A 20,549-nucleotide genomic window follows, 5' to 3' on the forward strand; every position below is an offset into this window, starting at 1 on the left:
TCCCGCCGCCTTTGGGGATAACTCACCCAGCCTGAGCACTATAAAGGTGCGTTTACAACTTATTCGCCCTATTTTGGGGCGTGTTGTTAGGCTAAAAAAGTGCATTTAATATTTGACTAACATCTGTGTTACATCTGTGCTGCACAGAACTCGTGCATCTATTTTCTTACTTATATCATTATAAACAATGGTTTAAGTTAAAGCGTAACCTTAAGTGCTATTTTGGAACCCAAGAATGGTTCACTGTGGCACAGAATCTGCTTATTCCACATTGCAAACATGATTTATCAACAAGGATGTGGAGACGTTTGTGGAAGACATCAACAGCGCTGTAGAAATACTGACCCAAAGCTCGAATACATTATTTATTTTACTGGGGGCGATCATGGTTTTGGCCATGCACGCCGGATTTGCCTTTCTGGAAGTGGGTACCGTTAGGCAGAAAAACCAGGTCAATGCTCTGGTCAAGATTATCGCCGACTTCGGCTTTTCTGCCATAGCTTATTTCTTTATCGGTTACTGGGTCGCCTATGATGTTACCTTTTTGTCCAGTGCCGATCAGCTCAGTGCCAACAATGGTTATGAGCTGGTGAAGTTCTTTTTCTTGATGACATTTGCTGCGGCTATCCCGGCGATTATCTCGGGGGGGATTGCAGAGCGTGCTCGTTTCTATCCTCTGTTAGTGGGCTCTTTCTTCACTGTCGGTTTGGTATATCCGTTCTTCGAGGGAATTATCTGGAACGGTAACTATGGATTCCAGGACTGGCTTGAAGCGTCATTTGGTGCGGCCTTCCATGACTTTGCCGGTTCGGTGGTTGTTCATGGAGTAGGCGGTTGGATCGCCCTGGTCGTCGTCGCTATGCTGGGGATCCGGAACGGCCGTTATCGTGGTGGCCGCCTTGTTGCTTTTGCTCCATCCAATATTCCGCTGTTGGCGCTGGGCGCATGGATCCTGACTGTTGGCTGGTTTGGGTTTAACGTGATGTCGGCACAGACGATGGATGGTATTAGCGGCTTGGTGGCGGTGAACAGCCTGATGGCGATGGTCGGCGGGATCATCACCTCGCTCTTCGTCGGAAAGAATGACCCGGGCTTTATCCATAATGGCCCGCTTGCTGGCTTGGTAGCGGTATGTGCGGGATCCGATCTGATGCACCCTGTGGGAGCATTGGTGACAGGCGCCGTTGCGGGGGCATTGTTCGTTTGGCTATTTACCTATGTTCAGAACCGACTCAAGCTTGATGATGTGCTGGGTGTATGGCCGCTGCACGGTGTGTGCGGTGCATGGGGCGGTATTGCCGCGGGTATTTTTGGTAGCGAAGCTTTTGGCGGTTTAGGTGGGGTTAGCCTTGCGAGCCAGTTCATTGGCACAATTGTAGGTATTGTGGTTGCCGTGGTGGGATCCGCAATTGTTTACGGCATTATTAAGAAGACCGTTGGACTACGTTTGACCGATGAAGAAGAGTATAACGGTGCCGATCTGTCTATCCACAAGATTGGTGCAATTAACGAAGATTAGACTTATTTCGTTATCTATACTGATTAACAACAAAAGGGCAGCATGGCTGCCCTTTTGTTATTTGTGATGGAGAAATGACGGTCAAACGGGTAGCCAGCTGATTGGTATTATTGACTGACCCTTAACATAGCGATGACGTGGTCCAGACAAAAGCCTGCTTATAATTGCACCGTGTTCGATACTTGAGTATATAGAGGAGTAGTTATGAACAAGACATTATTAGCCCTGATGCTGGCAGGCCTCGTTATAGTTGGCTGTGATCAAAAAGCTAGCCAAGAGCCTGCATCGCAAGAGCCACAGCAAACAGAAACGGCTGCAGGATCTCAGGAGTCAGTAGAACAGCTTCAATCTGTTGATACGGCGCATAATGCCCTCAATTCGCTTGATTGGAATGGCACCTATCTGGGCACTCTGCCTTGTGCTGATTGTGAGGGTGTTGAGACAAAACTCGAGATAAACTTCGATGGAACCTTTGTGCTGACTGAGAACTATCTTGGTAAAGAAGACAGCCAGTTTGTCTACCAAGGTAAATTCAATTGGAACGCTGCTGGCAACACGATAGCGGTGCCGAGTGAGAGTGAAGAAATCATACAGTTTTTTGTCGCAGAGAATCAGTTGTTCAGATTGGATGATAATGGCCAACGTGTAAGTGGTGAACTGGCCGAGCAGTACGTACTGAAAAAGCAATAAAAACTCCCATATAGTTTATCGATACCTGACTTTTCCAGATGGAAATAGTCAGGTATTCAATTTTTTATTACTATGTTTAAAAACTGTCATCAGAATAAATTAGAAACAACATTCTTATTTTCTAAATGTATGGTATTGATCTGTTATATTCGAAATAATGAATTCTTATTAGTCTTAAGTTCACATTTAATTATTAAAACTCGATCTTGGATCAATAACTAATAATTTCCATGTTTTTTATCGTTTTAAATTATTCATGGTTTATATCTATCTATGCAGGATGACACTGCATTTCCAATATAAAACTTACATGTCGGTGAATAATCTCGCCTTTCTGAGAGTATGCATATCATGAATAAAGATAATGCCGTGTATAACGTGATATTTTTCACAACTTTATAGCCACTGTTCTTTTACCCTCTTCGTTGTAATGCATACCCATCAAGTAGATACGATTAAAAAATAATACAAAGAGGGACATGTAATGAAAGGCAGTGATATGCGTAGTTCACCATTAGCCGTTGCAATATTTGCAGTAACAGCACTGGCTGGTTGTGATGATGATACAACTAATATTATTGAGCAACCGAGTATTATTGAACAACCAAAACAAAATCAGGATGTAGCGGCTGAAATGCGATCTGTTTTCTCCGCTTATCAAGATGCAATGGATATTTTGGATAATACAACATTCAGCCAGATAACGGATCAGATGGCATCTTCTCGTCAGGCTGTAGATAGGCTGTATTTGGACAAGCTTGAAGCTCTCGACCGAGATGCGTTATCGGATGAAGATAAAATCTATTTCGACACCTTCCGCTTTGACCGTAATATAGGCCTTCGCGGAACATCACTGCCAAATACACGGTTTGGTAACTTTGCTATTCCCATTACTCATTTTTATAACTATATCGAATGGAATGCCTGGACGGCGGGGGCGGTACAAGATAGCGCTGATGATTATCGTAGTCATGTTCAGGTTATACGAGAATTCACGTCATGGGTAAATAACCTGTACTCCCAGTATGCGATGGGACAGATTGAACGATCCCAACTGCCGAAAGTGCTGACGGCTAGATTGGTAAAAAGTACTGTCGATACGGTTGGCGCGGATAGTTACCAAATGTTGAAAGCCGGGCTGGATGATATAAAGGGACACAGCAGTGACTATAAAGCTGATTTCATCAATGAGTATCAGCGTGCAGTTGATGATGCTATCACTGCAACCGATGAGCTTTTGGTGTATCTGAATGGGGACTACATAGGTGCAGCGCGTGGTAGCGGTGAGAAAGGCGACTTGACGGATACTAATATTGGCTGGGGCGATCTGCCTAACGGTCAGGCGTGGTATCAGTGGCACTTGGACCGTAACAGTACCACAGGAAAATCAGCGATGGAGCTCAGCCAACTAGGTGAAGATCTGGTTGCCGATGCCAAGGCAGAAATGGAGCGTGTTGCTGAGTTGATTGTTGCTAAGTACGGTAAAGATATCACAGCAGACTGGCGTGGTGCGGATGGCAACGTTGTGAGCCGGACATTCCATATCGAAGGTATGGATGGCAATATAGATCTTGCTGAGTTTTTTGCTTACCTAAATAGCGAGAAGTTTTTCTATGGCCGTGATGGCCGGGTGATTACGGGCACACCGTATGCCGATGCCTGTACTTCGGCTTCGATACCGACTGCCTGTGAAGCCGCGCTGGTGGATTATTACAAGTTTAAAAATGATGCTAATGATGTTGTCGCTAAGTACTTCAAGCCTATAGCAACGGATTACAGTATTGTTCCTGTTCCGGCCAGTCGCGAGTTGTATGACGGGGTAGCTTCCTATGGCAATAATGAATTTAACCTAAATACCAACCCGGACTACAGCCTGCAAAAATGGAATGTCTCGACCTTGTTGCTGCATGAAGCAGCACCAGGCCACCATTTCCAAAGTGCCTATGCGATTGAGTACCCACCGGCGAATAAGCCTGAGTATATAGAGAACGTCTGGTATACCGCGTATGCCGAAGGCTGGGCACTATATACCGAATGGTTGGGTATGGAGATGAATATTTACGGCGAGCTTGATGCTAACGGCAAGCCGACTTTCGCTAATGCAACCGGTATGTGCAAACAGGATCTGGATTATAGCCAGTTCCAGGGTGGTATTTATAAAGATGCGGAAGAATGTAATGCTCTGCAGTATTTCGGCAGCTTGAACGAGGCGCAACTGCGGAATATGCGTCTGGCCGTTGATACCGGAATTCATGCCAAGGGCTGGAGTATCCAGCAGGCGCGTGATTACATGAGTGAAAACTCTGCATTGGGTGAAGGTGATATTGAATCAGAAAGCTTCCGCTATGCCGCGTATGTCGGTCAGGCTGTTTCTTATAAATCTGGCTACTTGGTGATCAAGGAGATGTTGACGAAGGCACAGTCTGAGCTGGGCAATGAGTTTGATTGGACTGAATTCCATGATCAGTTACTGAAATATGGCGATCAGCCAATGGAAGTCGTTCAGACCAGTATTGATAATTGGATCCAATCCCCAAAATAAAGTTGTCTGAATTGAGCAGCCTCTGGCTTTAGGGCCAGGGGCTTTGTTATTCCTGCTTTATTTCGATAATTCCCTTGATATATCCCCTCTACCATTTATCCCTTACAATGATCGGTAACTCCTACTTGACTGAAGAGCACCCGAGATCCCGATGAAGATAGATTTATCCAAAATGGTAACGGAAAGCCGCAATGCCGCGAGCCAGTACATCGATACTTTATCGACGCTAGACATGTTGAAAGTGATCAATGATGAAGATAAAAAAGTGGCATTGGCAGTGGAGCAAGCATTACCTGAAATTGCGCAGGCTGTAGATGTGATTGCAGCTGCATTTCGTCAGGGGGGGCGTTTGATTTATTCTGGTGCAGGCACTTCCGGTCGGTTAGGGATCCTTGATGCCAGTGAGTGCCCGCCAACCTATGGCACTAGGCCTGAACAAGTTGTTGGCCTGATTGCAGGTGGCCATCAGGCTATTCTCAAGGCTGTAGAAAATGCCGAAGATAACCGGGAGCTTGGCGCTGACGATTTGAAAGCGTTGGGCTTCAACCAGCATGATGTCTTGGTGGGGATTGCAGCGAGCGGACGTACTCCGTATGTATTGGGTGCAATGTACTATGCCAAATCTGTTGGTGCTGCGGTTGCTTGTATTAGCTGTAACCCGCAGAGCCCAATGACCGAAGCGGCCGATATCAGTATCACCCCGGTAGTGGGGCCTGAGGTCGTCACTGGCTCTTCGCGAATGAAGGCGGGCACGGCTCAGAAACTGGTGCTGAACATGCTGACAACGGGTGCGATGATCCGAACTGGCAAGGTGTATGGCAACCTGATGGTGGATGTCGAAGCGACCAATGCCAAGCTGGTGGAGCGGCAGAAGAATATCGTGGTTGAGGCCACAGATTGTAGTCGGGAAGAAGCTGAAATAGCACTAGTTGCCTGTAATGGACACTGCAAGACGGCCATTGTGATGATCCTCGCGGGTCTCGGTGCCGATGAAGCCCGAGAACTTTTGGATCAAAAGCAGGGGTTCATACGGGAGGCTATCAGAGCGGCGGATTAAGAATACGACAAGGTCACGATATAGTGGCCTCATGGTATCTATCACTTACCCATAATTTTCCTTTTTTGTCATAGCTATCTATAAAGCTAACACTAATACTCAGGCCATGTCACTTTAATGGTAAAAAGTATTATATTTTATTGACTTACACCTAGGTTAGGCTTGTAAGCTCATGCTGTTAGTTGATAGATGGAGCTCGTATGAGAAAGGTAGAATTAGGAAAAACAGGGCAGCTGGTCAGCCAAATGAGCCTTGGTTGTATGTGGATGGGCAGCCGTATAAATCAGGAAAATTCTTATAAACTGCTAGATTGCTACACTCAAGCCGGTGGACGTTTCCTTGATACTGCCAACTGCTATGCCTGGTGGGAGGGAAATGGCCGGGGTAACGACAGTGAGCTGTTATTGGGGCAGTGGATGAAAGCCAGAAACAATCGCAAAGATATCTTTCTGGCTACCAAAGTGGGGGCCAATCCGACAGATGCCGAAGCCGCAAAGCTTGATTTTCTAAACAATATTGAAGGCCTGTCAGAAAAAGCGATTCTTGCTGCCGTAGATAAAAGCCTGACAAATCTTCAAACCGATTATATCGACTTGCTCTATATCCATATCGATGATCGTAGTGTCCCGCTACAAGAAACCATGTCAGCATTAAATAAACTAGTCGATTCTGGTCGGGTGAGGCACATAGGTTGCAGCAATATGAAGCCCTGGCGGATTGAGCAATCAAGAGGTATAAGCCGAGCCAATGGGTGGGCAGAGTTTAGCTGCGTCCAGCAAAGTCATACGTACCTTAATCCACGTCGCGGGTTAAATATGGGCCTGAGTGAGTACGTGGATGATAACTTGCTTGATTATGCTAAAGATAATAAGGACTTGTCGATTTTGGCATATTCGCCATTGATGGGGGGCTATTACACTCATCCTGATAAACGTGAGGCCTACTGGCTAAAGCACTTATATGAAAATGCCGGTAACGAAACACGTATGAAGGCACTTTCTCAGGTTGCTGGAGAGTTAGGTGTGTCGGAAAATCAGATTGTTCTTGCCTGGATGCTGCAAAAAGAGGTGCCCGCTATCCCTGTAATTGGTGCTTCGCGGGTTGAACAACTAGAGCAAAACATAGAGGCTGGCGATCTAACATTGTCTACAGAACAAATTGCACTGCTTGAAAACAGTTAAGCTGGTAGTCTGATTGATGAGTTGGTCTAGGTATTATGCGAGAGACTTCCGCCTCTCGCTTTTAATGCTTCAACTCGGCCAAGAGCTTTAGGATCGAACCTCCACATCCGTCTTAGGGATACAGCAGCATGCCAGTACCTTACCTGCTTCCTTCTCTCCCGGTAGCAGTGCTGGTACATCCGGTTGTTCGACCTCGCCAGATTCCAGCGTCACTTTGCACGCGCCACAAAACCCGGCCCGGCAGCTATTTGATACCGATAGTCCGGCATTTTCTGCCTGCTCTAGCAATGTTTGCTGGTTATCGCCTTGGAACAGGTTGCCATCAACACTGATAGTAACTGCCTTTGTTTCTTCACTATTACCTCGGCTAGGGCCGAAAGCTTCCTGGTGGTAGCTCGATTCATCCAGCCCAGCTTCAGTTAGCAAGTGTTTGGCATCAGTCATGAAGGTGTCCGGCCCGCAGACAAAGACCTGGCGCTCCGTCATGGTCGGGATATGCTGAAGGTGTGACTCTGAAAGGCGTCCGGTTAGGCCTTTCCAATTCTCATCGGGACGGCTGAGAGCGATGTGCACTGTTAGTTGCGGATATTGTTCAGCAAGTTCTTTAAGCTCCTGCTGGTAGGGAATATCTGCCTGGCTTCGGCATTGGTGATAAAACACCACATCGCGTACCTGATCGTGATCGGCCAGGTAGCGCAACATCGATAGCATCGGGGTGATCCCACTGCCAGCAGAAAGCAGAAGCAACTTGTCGGTGTGCAAACCGAGGTGGAAGCTACCATCGGGTTTTTCAGCAACCAGGGTATCGCCGACCATCAGGTGATCATGGAGCCAGTTGGAGACTCGGCCGTCATCAATTCGTTTGACAGAAATAGCGTAGCGTCCCGGCCGTGATGGACTGGAAGAGAGCGTATAACGGCGGGCAATATACTCACCGTTAATTTCCACCTGAAGTGGCAGGTGTTGCCCCGGCTGATAGGCTGGCAGTGACTGCTGTTTGGTTGGTTCCAGCCAGAATGTACAAAAGTCGCGGGCAATGTCTTCACGTTCAACGCAGGTTAGTGTCAGGTTGAGCTCACTGCTGTCGGGATAAATTTCCTTGGGTTTGGATTCCAGTACCTCGATGGTGTCGCCAGCCTTGATCACACCTTCATTTAATGCCACCAGATTTTGGCCAAAGAAGACATCGCCGGAGGCATCGGAGCGGAATTTTGACAGGGTCGCCAAGGGCTCCTTCAGTTCGTTGAATAGACCTGTTTTTGGATCGACAGTAGTCAGAATACACCTGGCACAAGGTTTAACGGCTTCAAATTCGACCTCTCCGATACGGATACGTTTCCAGCCGTCCTCGGCAAACGCTTCGGTGCTAGAGACAACTAAATTGGTTCTGAACTGATCCATTGTGTGGTGCTGAGAGCTGCGTTCATTTAATGCCTCAAGCGAGGCCTCACTGATCACCAATAACGGGTAACCATCGGCAAAGCTGACATTTTGCTGGATCTTGGGACGAACGCGGTTGGATTGCTCGCCAGTGTAAAGTAGGCGAACTGATTCACCAATGATATGGCTAAACCAGGCATCGGCTTTCGATAAGGTGGTATAGGCACTGAAGTTATCATTCCATACCTGGGCGTTGGCCTCATTCATCGTAAAGTCGGCGTATTTCAGCACTAATGGTGACATATCGGGGAAGCTTAATGTCAGGCCATGGGGTTGCAGTGTGGCCGTCACTTTTACCAGCTCAGGGTACTTGCGCGCTGTGATCATACTGCCGTCTTTTTTTGCCACCATAAACCGACGATCGAAGCATAATCCTTGCTTTTCGACCCAGGCCTGAGATTGGCTTAGGCCTCCGATGGATTTGACGGGGAAGACGTGTATTTTCGAAAGAACGGGGGCTTGCGAAAGAGCCGGGGATCCGGTTGAGGCTGACTTGCTCACGATGACTGTCCTTGATGTTGTTATTTTCATGCGCTGTTGCAACGTATTTTACCAGAGCATATAAAAGAAAATGACTACAGACAGCGATCTTAATAGGTTTTATTAAATAAAAAGCGCCTCGAGAAAGAGAGGCGCTTGAGGATAGTCGTGAAGGCTGTTAATTAACTCTTTCCTATTAGCTATTGTCGGCCAGCAGGAACAAGTTGCTTGGATTGATGGTCAAATACGCATGGTCTGACAGGTTGGCATCGAACTGTGAGGAGTTAAGCTGCAACAATAGTTCCTGATCATGCCAGCGAACCGAGACTTCGTACATCGACCCCATATACACCACACTTTCAACGATACATTGCTGGCAAGGCTCACCTTCATGAGCCAGCAAGATAGCTTCCGGCCGGACGCCAACCTTGTAGCTACCCGGTGCCTTGCCATCAACAACGTTTGGATCGGCCGGGATCCGATAGCCGTTGATCTCAATATGCTGGCCGTCATAACTTCCCGAGAAAATGTTGGCATCACCCATGAAGTTCGCCATAAACATCGAGGCAGGTGTTTTGTACAGCTCATCAGGCGAGCCCTGCTGCATGATATCGCCGTCTTTCATTACGATGACCGTGTCGGAGACCGCAAAGGCCTCAGTTTGGTCATGGGTCACGTAAAGTGAAGTGATGTTGAACCTTTGCTGCAGTTCGCGGATCGTTTCCCGCATATTACGGCGTAAGTTGGCATCTAGGTTACTTAAGGGCTCATCAAACAGCAGGACCTTGGGCTTGAGTACAAGCGCACGTGCCAGTGCCACGCGTTGCTGCTGGCCACCGGAGATCTGGTCAACATAGCGATCGCCGAAGCCTTCCAAATCGACCAGTTTTAGTGCTTCGTCGACCCGTTGTTTGATTTCGGCAGCAGGCAGCTTGAGCATCTTCAGGCCGTAACCGACATTGTCGTGTAGCGACATGTGCGGGAACAGGGCATAGGACTGGAAGACCATGCAGATATCACGTTGTTGAATCGAGGTGTTGGTAACATCCTCACCGTCGATAAAGATCTGGCCGCTGGTTGGCTTTTCCAAGCCCGCAACCAAACGAAGTACCGTCGTTTTACCACAGCCGGAAGGGCCAAGCAGGGTGATCAGGCTGCCTTTTTTGATTTCAAGATCAAGGTTGCCAATTACCGTGTTGTCGCCAAAGCGTTTGCAGACATTTTTCAGTACTACAAAGTTGTCATTTGCCATGAGAGTTCTCTCCAGTTGTTATTCTTGGTTGTTGGCTTTTGAACGCGAGACACGGGCTTCGCCGACAAGGAAATCAAAAGTAAGGATGATGCCAAGCATCACGAAAATCAGAATCGAACCGTAGGCGATGGCAATACCGTATTCGCCGTCTTCGACTCGATTAAGGATGTATGAGGTCGCAACGCGGGTTTCCGGCGTGACCAGGAAGATGATTGCGCTGACGGTAGTCATTGCCCGGACAAAGCTGTAAATCAGGGTCGATAGGATCGCCGGGCGCAACAGCGGGATCAAGATATGGGTAATGGTCTTAAACGAGTTGGCGCGCAGGCTGAGCGAGGCTTCATCCAGTGACTTGTCGAGCTGTCCCAGGCCTGCCACACCAGCACGGATCCCGACTGGTACATTACGCATCACCATGGAGATCACCACGATAGCAGCGGTGCCTGTCAGGTAAACCGGGGCATCGTTGAAAGCCAGGATGTAAGAAACACCCGCCACTGTACCCGGGACGGCAAAACATAGCATGGTAGCAAATTCGATCACTTTCTTGCCGTGGAACTGCTGGCGTACCACGATGTAGGCAATCAACAGGCCGAATAGAGCCGTGATTGGTGCAGCGATCCCGGCATAGGTCATCGTGGTGATCAGTGATGGCCAGGCACCTTCGCCCATTCCCATACCGAACAGGTTGATATAGTTATCCAGCGTCAGGCTGTAATCCACACCCCAGTTTACGGTGAAGCTACCGTAAACGATGCTGCCGTAGAGCAGGATGTTGAACGCCATCCAGAAGTACAGCACACCTGATACACCGTGTTTCAATGATGTCGGTAGTGGCTGTACATCACCTCGGTAGGATTTACCGGAAATGGTGACGTAGGAGCGTTTACCAATCCACACATATTGGATCACGAAGATAGCCAGCGAGAACAGCAATAGCACTGCACCTAAGGTACTTGCTGAAGCGTAATCCAACTGAGCTCCTGCAATGTAGAAGTAAATCTGGGTGGCCAGTACGTCGAAACTACCGCCGAGTACCAGCGGGTTACTGAAATCGGCCAGCGACTGGACGAAGATGATCAGGAAGGAGTTAGCCAGTGCCGGTTTAAGCAGTGGCATGACGATTTTGAAGAAGGTCTGGTAGCGGTTGGCGCGCAGGGTATAGGACGCTTCTTCCAGTGATGGGTGCAGTGATTTCATCGCCCCGTCGAGGATCATGAAAGACATCGGCGCAAAGGCCAGTACCTGCGCCATCCAAATACCGGTAAAACCGTACAGCCAGTTGGTATGCTGCAAGCCAAACCAGTCGGCCATCAGCTCGGTGATATAGCCTGAACGGCCGAGCATCAGGGTAACCCCTAATCCGACTACAAAGGGGGGCGTGACGATAGGTAGGATAGAGAAAATACGGGCAATGAAGGCTGAGCGCTTGGCTATCCGGGTGGTGTAGATGGCAAAGACAAGGCCAAAGAAGGTGGCAGTAATACCTACCGATGTGCCAAGGGTAATCGAGTTAAGGATGATCTGAATAATCTGCGAGCGCGATAGGATCTCGACAAATTGCCACAACACGAAGTTACCCATGTCGTCTTTGAACATGGGAACAAAAATGGCGATGCTCGGGTAGATAATAAAAATAGTGATCAGCGAAACAATGCTGACGAGTGCACCGATAACAAAAACATCGCCGCCAAGATATTCCAGCCGGGCGAGTGCCAAGGTGAGAACACAGCCGAGAGCGATGAACAATATGATACTGGCATAGCCAAGGCCTTGCTCGGTGTACCAGGATGAGAGCAAGGTAAATAGCATACAGAAGCTGGCATAGCCGATATCGAGGTGATGGCGCTTCTTGGCGTATTTGTTTTGTGCCTTGAATGGACGGATCAAAAGCGCCAACGGCAGGGCGAACCACAGCCACGAAACATTCATGCTGCTCCAGCCCATCGCATCTTTGAATTCCTGCGAGGTAGATTCAAAGATCCCGTAATCCAGGGCAAAGGATGGCAGTAACACAAAAGCTCCGACTAACGCGATGATCCAGTAAAAAATAGGGTCACGTTGTTCTGAACTTTGGAGCTGCCTTGACGGGATGTCAGCTGCTAAGTCATTCATTATTAAGTACCAATTTTTGTTGTTGGTGTGGTTTGTTTGGTGTTGTTAGGTGTATTTTTTGTCAATTTCAGGGTGTAAAAAGCCCCAAGAAAATATCTTGCTTAATAAGCTGGTGGTAATGAGCAGCAGGAACTGCTGCTCATTGTTTGGGGTGTTAGTGAGGGTTACTCACCCATTTTGACGACGTTGACCCACTTGTTGATCAAACGCTTACGTTCGGCAGACGAACCATAGGTTTCCATGTCGTAGTTGATGAGCGATAGCTTTTTAGGATCCAGTGCGTTAGGCGACTGCTCAGCTTTGATGTTGGTGAGGATCTGGAACGATTTACCTTTCTGCCATGCTAGTTGCTGGCCTTCTTTTGATAGTACCCAGTCAACGAATAGCTTGGCGTTATCCATGTTGCGGGCACCTTTAATGATGCTGACACCGCCAATTTCATAGCCTGTACCTTCACAGGGTGAAATCAGCTCAAGTGGCGCGCCTTTTGACTGCTCCAGAGAGTAATCGTGAAGGAAGCCGATACCAATGGCGATTTCGCCGCGGGCAGAGTTGCGTGATGGGGTAACACCGGACTTGGTGTATTGGGAGATATTCTTATCAAGCTTTTTGAAGTAATCAAATGCCTTGTCTTCGTCCCACAGCTGGATGAAGGTCGCTAGCGCGGTATATGCGGTACCCGAGCTTTGCGGATCGGCGATCTGGATTTCTTCTTTGTATTCAGGTTTGGTCAGATCATTCCAGCAGCGTGGGATTTCCAGGCCTTTTTCAGCCAGGCGCTCTTTGTTCACCCCGAAGCCGAGGATACCCATATAGACAGCAGAGGAATAGTTGCCTTTACGCTTGGCTGGGTCTTTGAAGTCGGCCATGATGTTTTCTAGCTGAGGTGACTTATAAGCGTGGAGCAGATCCATTTCGCCAGCCTGTGATTGCGGGTCAAGCGTACCGCCGTACCAGACATCAGCGCGTGGGTTTTTCTTCTCGGCTTCGATCTTCGCTAGCGTACTGCCCGAGCCATTACGTACGAATGAGGTCTTCACATCATATTTGTCAGAAAAAGCTTTCGTCTCCGCTTCACACATTGCATTGGTAGCACTGCAGTAAACGACTAGGCGACCATCAGCCATGACCTGGGGAGCAGCCATTGCCGAACCAAGGATGCAGGCTGCAAGCAAGCTGCGTTTAGTATTTGCTTTCATTATTGTTTCCTCTGCTTTTGTTATACCAAGCAGGTTATCTTTCTGCTTGTTATGTAGTCTCAATGCCAGAGATCGTTGGTAGGATGCATTGAGCTGATCACCGCAACCCTGCGGTAAATATTTATTCGTCAGCAGATCCGCAATAACAAAAGGGAGAGCCCGAAATGTTAGTTCATTGTTGCTACAGAGCGCTGTTGTGCTTTAACAAAAGGCAAGATCAGCAGGCCAATAGAAGCCGCAGCCAAGGTAATTACGCTGAAGAAGCCTTCCCAGCTAAATTGTTCAATAATCAGTGATACCGGATAACTGGCCAGTGCCGCACCAAGGTAGCCAAATAGGCCGACAAACCCGGTTGCCGTGCCCGCCACATCTTTGTGAGAGCATTCGGCTGCCGCCATCCCGATCATCATTTGCGGGCCGAAGACGAAAAAGCCGATGGCAAAAAAGCATCCCGACAGTACGGCAAAACTGTCCATCGGAGTCAGCCATAGCGCGGCCACAGAAATAAATATCCCCAAGGCAAAAATCAGATTCATCGGTGCCCGGTTACCATGAAAGAAACGGTCAGATCCCCAGCCGCCAAATAGCGAGCCCAGAAAGCCGCCGACTTCAAACATCGACACCGCGGTATTGGCCGTCAGCAGATCAAAGCCATGGCGCTCGGTAAGATACAGATTGCCCCAGTCGTTGATGGCTATCCGCACCACATATACCAGCAGATATGAGCTGCACAGTAGCCAGATGTACTTGTTGCCGAGCACATAGGTTTTCAGGATCTGCCGAAAAGACAGCCCTTGACCTTCTCGCTCCTGTTGCAGCTCGAGCTCATCATTGCGCCATTGCCCGACCGTCGGTAACCCCATAGTGGTCGGCTTATCCCGCATGTGAAAGCACAGCATTAGGCCAATACCAATCCCTACAGTACCGGGAATAATAAAGCCGTAACGCCAGCCCCATGCGACGGTGGCATAGCCAATGATCAGCGGTACCATGGCACCACCTAAGTTGTGGCAAGTGTTCCAGATTGACCACCAGAAACCACGTTCGGAACGTGAGTACCAGGTGGTAAGCAGCTTGGCACATGGCGGCCAGCCCCAGCCCTGAAAGAAAGCATTAAATGTCCACAATATGGCGAACATGGTCAGGGACGAACTCAACCCGAAACAGATGTTGATAATACCTGTTGCTATCAAACCCAGCCCCATGAAATAGCTTGGGTTTGACTGATCACTCACCATACCGGATACAAATTTCGAGATCCCGTAGGTGATATAGAATAGGGTGCCGAGAAAGCCGATATCTGAATGCGTCAGGCCAAGATCTGCCAGCATAGCCGGCATGGCGAAGTTCAGGCTTTTGCGGGTGAAATAAAAAACGCCGTAACCGATATACATCGAAAACATCAGATGCAAACGCCAATGCCTGTACGTGGCATCAATTTGCTGCTTGTCCGATATAGTCTGCGCAGGTTGTTCTGATGTAAGAAACCCCATCATGGCGGCGCTATCTCCCTATTGCTGAATCGATAGTACGTAAAGGGTTACGGAAATGAATGAGACAGGTTTTTAAATCACTAGGAAAATTTCCTAGTTGGCCTCGGTTGTTGGCATTTTTGTGGGCAAGTTAACAATAAAACGCGTTCCCGGGCCGGATTGAATCGAGAGGTTCCCGCCCAATGCGCTAACCCGCTCTTCTATGCCCCTGAGTCCCTGGCCCTTGGTACGCCAGTTGTCTGGCAGGCCACAGCCGTTGTCGCGCAGTTCAAGGCAGAACATGGTGCCCGGCATCAGGCTGAGCTGGACTTCAGTGGCCTGTGAGTGCTTAGTGACATTGTTCAATAGCTCCTGGACGATGCGGTATAGGGTAACGGCGGTAATGTCATCGAGCTTATGGTTGGCAATACCGATATTGAACTGGAAATTGATGTGCCGTTCGGCAAATTTCATCTCGTGAGCCAATTGGCGTAGGGCATTCTCCAGACCGAGTTCGTCGAGGATTTGGGGGCGAAGCTGGGTTAATAATTGTCGGGTAGCGCCATGGATCCGCATTGATAATGAGTGGATGGCCTCGGCAATGTTCTTGGTGTTTTCTTCCTGGGTGGTGCGGTTGGCAAGCATCGCCTGAATTTGAATGGCGGTAATATTCTGGCCGATTTCGTCGTGTAGCTCTCTTGCGACGGATTTTCGTATATCTTCCTCGACCTGAATCAGCTGGCGGGCAAGGTGCTGCTTGTTATTGAGTTCTTGCGCCAGCTCTTGGTTTACCTGCTGGAGTCTCTGTGCCAGCAGATATTGGCGGCTGATAGCAATACCGAGCCCCAGTCCAACTAGCGCCTGGGTGGTAATAAATACCTTTAGCTCCTGATCGCTGGAGAATGATCCCGAGATCTGGCGCGCTGTGGTTAGCAAAATACTGTTCATCACCGAGGCCAGCACGCCACCTTGCCAGCCGTAGCGGTATGCCATAAAGATGTTGGGTAACAACATCACCAGCAGCACCAAAGGTTCCATCTGCTCAATGAAGGTGAGTTCGGCCATCAGGCCGACAGAGAAAAAAACGACTGTCCACAACAGGGCAGAAGGCCGAATGGTAATTTCCTGGTGGATCAGAGTTGGGCTCAGAGGTTCCCAGACTTTATTGAGATAGTCATAGAGCAGGTAAAAAAACGGCGTCAGCAAGATCCCACCGGTGATGGCGGAAATCGTACCGGAAAAGGCATAACCTGCCGGGAAAGCCAGTGGTTTGCTGAGCAGCAGTATCATTAAACCGATTGCCAAGCCATGCACCAATACCAACGCAACCAGAGTCAGTAATCGCTGCCAGTATGTTGTCAGCTGTTGCCAAATAGTGGCAAACGGGAAGGCAAGGAAATAACTGATGAACGGGCTGAGAAGCAATAACCAGTCGTGGGGATCGTTATCAAGCAATGACAACAGCCAGCCGCTGATGGCCAGCTCACTGAACAGGAATAAGGTCCAGAAGTGGCGGGGGGTGAGTACGACTACTGCCAGCTTGAGTCCGATAGGCAGAAATAAACCTGCGAGAAAGAGATCGGGCGAAAGGTAGCTGCTGATACTCCAGAGGCAGAACCAGCTGATATTAAAAATAACGAAGCTAAAGGCAAATGAAAAATATCGTCCGACGAATTGTTTTTCTTTTTTCATTACTCGACCAGTAGCTTGTGCTGCAGAGCGAAGCGGATCAGATCGACGTTATTGGACAAGCCGAGTTTGCTGAGAATATTGGCCCGATGAACATGGATGGTCTTATGGCTGATTGCCAGTTCCACCCCGACTTCTTTTACATCCATGCCTTTGATGAGGTGATTGAATACTTCCCGCTCCCGTTTGGTGAGTTCATCCAGGGCTTTGGGCTCTGCAGGGGCATTGCTGAGGTTGAACAGGGCATCGGCACACAGGTAGCGATCGCCCTGGGCAACGGTGCGGATGGCCGTTACAAGCTCCCCCGGACCGCAGCGTTTAGATAGATAACCACAGGCCCCAGCTTCAATTGCCTTGCTGACAAAAGACGCTGAATCATAAATGCTGAGGATAATGGCGCGGAAGTTGGGGTTGGTTTTTCTCAGACGTTCGAGCAGGCTCAAGCCGCTTTCATCCGGCATTGAAATATCAATCACCGCGACATCGACTGTTGTTCGTGACAGAGCGGAAAAAGCGTCTTTGGCAGAACTAAATTCCCCCTCCACTTCAATATCCGACTCTACGTTAAGGAGCTGGGCAAAACCGGAACGAACCATGATGTGGTCATCGACCAAAGCGACAGAAATCATTATTACATCCTTTGTTATTGGGGGAATCGTCGCAAATTGATTTAGTGCATTCAATCCACTCATAACGTGATGTGATGCCAGTCGCGAAATATATTTCAGAAGTGTGGGTATGTCGCGGCGTAAAGGTGAAATACACCCAATTTGCGTCTTCTCCGCCTGATAGCAGATTACCTGTAATTAATTAATACAAAACAATTTAAATGCACAGTGGTGACAGTGTAACCATATGCAATTTGTGGTAATTGTGAACTTGGTATTGTTGGTTTTTTGATCTATCTCAAAGAGGTATAACCTTTACTCCATAAGGGGTATGCCCTGGCCAAATATTAAGCATAAATTATTAATAGTCCCCACGAAATGTGCGTATATGAGTGGCTAGCTTGCATTTTGTCTATTCCAAAAATCTACATGCTAAACAGAGCTTTGCCACTAGAAATGCTTTTCTCCACTGAAATGGGAATGGGGCGTACCTGTTCTGGGAGGGTTCAATAAATGAACGATTACCATATCTGTAGCTTGGTTGTGTATGTATCGGCTGAGCATGCTGAATCAGTAAAGAAAACCATAGAGAGCCTTGAAGGGGCTGAAGTACCTGTAAGCAATGAAGTAGGAAAGATGGTAGTGGTGCTTGAGAGTGATAACAAAGACGGGTTGGCAGAGCGCTTCAATACAATCAAAACAATACCCGGCGTAATAACAGTCACTCTGGTGTACCACCAAATGGATGAGCAACCTGAGCTTAAGGAAGCAAAAAATGACAGTCAGTAGACGTAGTTTCTTAAAGGCCAATGCGGCAGCAGCGGCAGCGGCGGCGGCAGGCCTGACTTTGCCAGTGTCTATCGCCCAAGCTGCTGGTGAAGACAAGGATGTTAAGTGGGACAAGGCGCCTTGTCGGTTTTGTGGAACCGGCTGTAGTGTGCTGGTCGGTACGAAAAATGGCCGGGTAGTGGCATCACAGGGTGATCCGGATGCACCCGTTAATAAAGGTTTAAATTGCATCAAGGGCTACTTCCTGCCCAAGATTATGTACGGAAAGGATCGCTTAACCCAGCCTCTGTTGCGCAAAACTGATGGGGTTTATGACAAAGACGGTGAGTTCACGCCAGTAAGCTGGGATGAAGCCTTCGATGTGATGGCGGATAAATTCAAGCAGGCTTTAAAGGAAAAAGGGCCGACTTCTATAGGGATGTTTGGTTCAGGCCAGTGGACGGTATGGGAAGGCTATGCGGCAGCGAAGCTATACAAAGCCGGCTTCCGTTCCAACAATATCGATCCCAATGCCAGGCACTGCATGGCCTCTGCCGTTGTGGGCTTTGCCCGTACCTTCGGTATGGATGAGCCTATGGGGAGTTATGACGACCTGGAGCATGCCGATGCGTTTGTGCTCTGGGGCTCAAATATGGCTGAGATGCACCCTATTTTGTGGACTCGCCTTACCGACCGCAGGCTCTCTTCGGACAAAGTGAAAGTGGCCGTATTGTCGACCTTTACCCACCGAAGTTATGAGCTCGCCGATAACCCGATGATCTTTACTCCGCAAACGGACTTGGCGATCCTCAATTTCATTGCCCATTACATTATTTCTAATAATAAGGTAAATAAGGCATTCCTCGACAAGCACGTCAATATTCGTAAGGGTGAGACGGATATCGGTTATGGGCTGCGTCCGACCCATCCGCTGGAAAAAGCAGCCAAGAATCCGGGCAGCAAGAAATCGACGCCGATGAGCTTCGACGAGTACGCCAAGTTTGTTTCGACTTATACTGCTGAATATACGTCAGAACTGTCTGGGGTACCGGTTGATCAGCTCAATGAACTGGCAGAGCTCTATGCAGATCCTGATATTAAGGTTGTTTCCTACTGGACGATGGGCTTTAACCAGCACACTCGCGGTGTCTGGGCCAATAACCTGGTTTACAATATTCACTTGCTGACAGGGAAAATCTCCAAGCCAGGTTGTGGTCCCTTCTCGCTAACAGGGCAGCCATCGGCTTGTGGTACCGCGCGTGAAGTCGGCACCTTTGCCCACCGCCTACCAGCCGATATGGTAGTGATGAATCCTAAGCACCGTGAAATGTGTGAAACCAAGTGGAAGATCCCGGCCGGTACGATTCCACCGAAACCTGGTTACCATGCCGTTCTACAAGACCGGATGCTCAAAGATCGTAAACTCAATGCCTACTGGGTGATGTGTAATAACAATATGCAGGCCGGACCAAATATTAACGAAGAGCGTCTGCCCGGCTACCGGGATCCGGCTAACTTTATTGTGACCTCCGATCCGTACCCTACTGTCACGGCAATGGCATCAGACCTGATTTTACCTACTGCAATGTGGGTCGAAAAAGAAGGGGCCTACGGTAATGCCGAGCGCCGTACCCAGTTCTGGCGCCAGCAAATTTCACCACCGGGTGAAGCAAAATCAGACCTTTGGCAGCTGATGGAGTTTTCCAAACGCTTTAAGGTCGAGGAAGTCTGGCCGCAGGAATTGATTGCCAAAAAACCTGAGCTGAAAGGCAAGACATTGTTCGAGGTGCTGTACAAGAACGGCAATGTCGATGAGTTTAGTCTTGATGAGATCCCTGCCGATCAATTAAACGACGAGTCACGCGATTTTGGCTTCTATGTTCAAAAAGGGCTGTTTGAAGAATACGCCTACTTTGGCCGCGGTCATGCCCATGACTTGGCACCGTTTGATATGTACCACCAGGCTCGTGGCCTTCGCTGGCCTGTTGTTGATGGCAAGGAAACTGTATGGCGTTACGCCGAAGGTTATGATCCTTATGTCAACAAAGGCGAAGAGTTTGCCTTCTACGGTAAGCCGGACAAGAAAGCTGTGATCTTTGCCCTGCCGTATGAACCTGCCGCTGAATCGCCAGATGAAGAATACGATCTCTGGTTATCGACTGGCCGGGTGCTTGAGCATTGGCATACCGGTTCAATGACCCGTCGGGTGCCTGAACTCTATCGCTCGTTCCCTGATGCTGTGGTTTACATGCATCCGCTTGATGCGAAGAAACGCGGCCTGCGTCGGGGTGATGCTATCAAGATAATGTCACGCCGCGGGGAAGTACTGTCCCATATCGAAACCCGTGGCCGAAACAGGGTGCCGCAAGGGTTGGTATATATGCCTTTCTTTGATGCCGGGCAGCTAACCAACAAGCTAACACTGGATGCAACGGATCCACTTTCAAAAGAAACCGACTTCAAGAAATGTGCGGTGAAAGTGGTTAAAGCCTAATACCAATCTGGATAAGTAGATGGTCGATTTTTCATGAGGGGAA

General features: G+C 48.6%; 14 protein-coding genes. 7 read left to right on the forward strand and 7 right to left on the reverse strand.

What is annotated here, in order from left to right; translation table 11 throughout:
• The first annotated feature begins 310 nt into the window (after positions 1–310).
• The 5 genes from AC51G0_RS24840 (at position 311) to AC51G0_RS24860 (ending at position 6,989) form a co-directional block, all read left to right on the forward strand.
• On the forward strand, positions 311–1,519 hold the full coding sequence (locus tag AC51G0_RS24840) for an ammonium transporter (protein WP_496302239.1): 1,209 nt from the start codon (positions 311–313) through the stop codon (positions 1,517–1,519).
• 204 nt (positions 1,520–1,723) lie between these two features.
• Positions 1,724–2,209, forward strand: a complete 486-nt coding sequence (locus tag AC51G0_RS24845) for a copper resistance protein NlpE (RefSeq protein WP_496302240.1) — start codon at positions 1,724–1,726, stop codon at positions 2,207–2,209.
• Between the two features lie 484 nt (positions 2,210–2,693).
• Entirely contained in the window at positions 2,694–4,751 is a 2,058-nt protein-coding gene (locus AC51G0_RS24850) for a DUF885 domain-containing protein (protein WP_496302241.1), read from the forward strand.
• Positions 4,752–4,902: 151 nt separating this feature from the next.
• Entirely contained in the window at positions 4,903–5,808 is a 906-nt protein-coding gene (gene murQ, locus AC51G0_RS24855) for an N-acetylmuramic acid 6-phosphate etherase (RefSeq protein WP_496302242.1), read from the forward strand.
• A gap of 200 nt (positions 5,809–6,008) precedes the next feature.
• Positions 6,009–6,989, forward strand: a complete 981-nt coding sequence (locus AC51G0_RS24860; RefSeq protein WP_496302243.1) for an aldo/keto reductase — start codon at positions 6,009–6,011, stop codon at positions 6,987–6,989.
• Between the two features lie 87 nt (positions 6,990–7,076).
• Here the strand turns inward: AC51G0_RS24860 and AC51G0_RS24865 are convergent, their stop codons facing one another.
• From AC51G0_RS24865 to AC51G0_RS24895, 7 genes are all read right to left on the reverse strand, one after another.
• Entirely contained in the window at positions 7,077–8,930 is a 1,854-nt protein-coding gene (locus AC51G0_RS24865) for an MOSC N-terminal beta barrel domain-containing protein (protein WP_496302244.1), read from the reverse strand.
• Positions 8,931–9,105: 175 nt separating this feature from the next.
• Positions 9,106–10,161, reverse strand: a complete 1,056-nt coding sequence (gene fbpC / locus AC51G0_RS24870) for a ferric ABC transporter ATP-binding protein (RefSeq protein WP_496302245.1) — start codon at positions 10,159–10,161, stop codon at positions 9,106–9,108.
• An 18-nt stretch (positions 10,162–10,179) separates the two neighbouring features.
• The gene (locus AC51G0_RS24875) at positions 10,180–12,276 is read right to left on the reverse strand and encodes an ABC transporter permease (protein ID WP_496302246.1); all 2,097 of its coding nucleotides are present in this window, start codon (positions 12,274–12,276) and stop codon (positions 10,180–10,182) included.
• 164 nt (positions 12,277–12,440) lie between these two features.
• Positions 12,441–13,475 (reverse strand): ABC transporter substrate-binding protein, encoded by a 1,035-nt coding sequence (locus tag AC51G0_RS24880; RefSeq protein ID WP_496302247.1) that lies wholly within the window; start codon positions 13,473–13,475, stop codon positions 12,441–12,443.
• 167 nt (positions 13,476–13,642) lie between these two features.
• The gene (locus AC51G0_RS24885; protein ID WP_496302248.1) at positions 13,643–14,971 is read right to left on the reverse strand and encodes an MFS transporter; all 1,329 of its coding nucleotides are present in this window, start codon (positions 14,969–14,971) and stop codon (positions 13,643–13,645) included.
• Positions 14,972–15,061: 90 nt separating this feature from the next.
• Positions 15,062–16,639, reverse strand: coding sequence for a signal transduction histidine-protein kinase/phosphatase UhpB (gene uhpB, locus AC51G0_RS24890; protein WP_496302249.1), 1,578 nt, complete (start codon positions 16,637–16,639; stop codon positions 15,062–15,064).
• Positions 16,639–17,265, reverse strand: a complete 627-nt coding sequence (locus tag AC51G0_RS24895) for a response regulator (protein WP_496302250.1) — start codon at positions 17,263–17,265, stop codon at positions 16,639–16,641. Before AC51G0_RS24895 ends, uhpB begins: the two co-directional genes overlap by 1 nt.
• Before the next feature lie 492 nt (positions 17,266–17,757).
• Here AC51G0_RS24895 and AC51G0_RS24900 point away from each other — a divergent pair, with 492 nt between their 5' ends.
• Positions 17,758–18,033, forward strand: coding sequence for a chaperone NapD (locus tag AC51G0_RS24900; RefSeq protein WP_496302251.1), 276 nt, complete (start codon positions 17,758–17,760; stop codon positions 18,031–18,033).
• Positions 18,020–20,506 (forward strand): nitrate reductase catalytic subunit NapA, encoded by a 2,487-nt coding sequence (napA, locus tag AC51G0_RS24905; RefSeq protein ID WP_496302252.1) that lies wholly within the window; start codon positions 18,020–18,022, stop codon positions 20,504–20,506. Before AC51G0_RS24900 ends, napA begins: the two co-directional genes overlap by 14 nt.
• The last annotated feature ends 43 nt before the right edge of the window (positions 20,507–20,549 follow it).

The organism is Photobacterium sp. HL06 (genome assembly GCF_059552575.1).

What these genes read in the sequence shown, in the direction of transcription:
- murQ (WP_496302242.1), top strand. Translation starts at nt 4,903, where the DNA reads ATGAAGATAGATTTATCCAAAATGGTAACGGAAAGCCGCAATGCCGCG.
- AC51G0_RS24885 (WP_496302248.1), bottom strand. Translation starts at nt 14,971, where the DNA reads ATGATGGGGTTTCTTACATCAGAACAACCTGCGCAGACTATATCGGAC.
- AC51G0_RS24900 (WP_496302251.1), top strand. Translation starts at nt 17,758, where the DNA reads ATGAACGATTACCATATCTGTAGCTTGGTTGTGTATGTATCGGCTGAG.
- napA (WP_496302252.1), top strand. Translation starts at nt 18,020, where the DNA reads ATGACAGTCAGTAGACGTAGTTTCTTAAAGGCCAATGCGGCAGCAGCG.
- AC51G0_RS24880 (WP_496302247.1), bottom strand. Translation starts at nt 13,475, where the DNA reads ATGAAAGCAAATACTAAACGCAGCTTGCTTGCAGCCTGCATCCTTGGT.
- AC51G0_RS24845 (WP_496302240.1), top strand. Translation starts at nt 1,724, where the DNA reads ATGAACAAGACATTATTAGCCCTGATGCTGGCAGGCCTCGTTATAGTT.
- fbpC (WP_496302245.1), bottom strand. Translation starts at nt 10,161, where the DNA reads ATGGCAAATGACAACTTTGTAGTACTGAAAAATGTCTGCAAACGCTTT.
- AC51G0_RS24875 (WP_496302246.1), bottom strand. Translation starts at nt 12,276, where the DNA reads ATGAATGACTTAGCAGCTGACATCCCGTCAAGGCAGCTCCAAAGTTCA.
- AC51G0_RS24850 (WP_496302241.1), top strand. Translation starts at nt 2,694, where the DNA reads ATGAAAGGCAGTGATATGCGTAGTTCACCATTAGCCGTTGCAATATTT.
- uhpB (WP_496302249.1), bottom strand. Translation starts at nt 16,639, where the DNA reads ATGAAAAAAGAAAAACAATTCGTCGGACGATATTTTTCATTTGCCTTT.
- AC51G0_RS24895 (WP_496302250.1), bottom strand. Translation starts at nt 17,265, where the DNA reads ATGATTTCTGTCGCTTTGGTCGATGACCACATCATGGTTCGTTCCGGT.
- AC51G0_RS24860 (WP_496302243.1), top strand. Translation starts at nt 6,009, where the DNA reads ATGAGAAAGGTAGAATTAGGAAAAACAGGGCAGCTGGTCAGCCAAATG.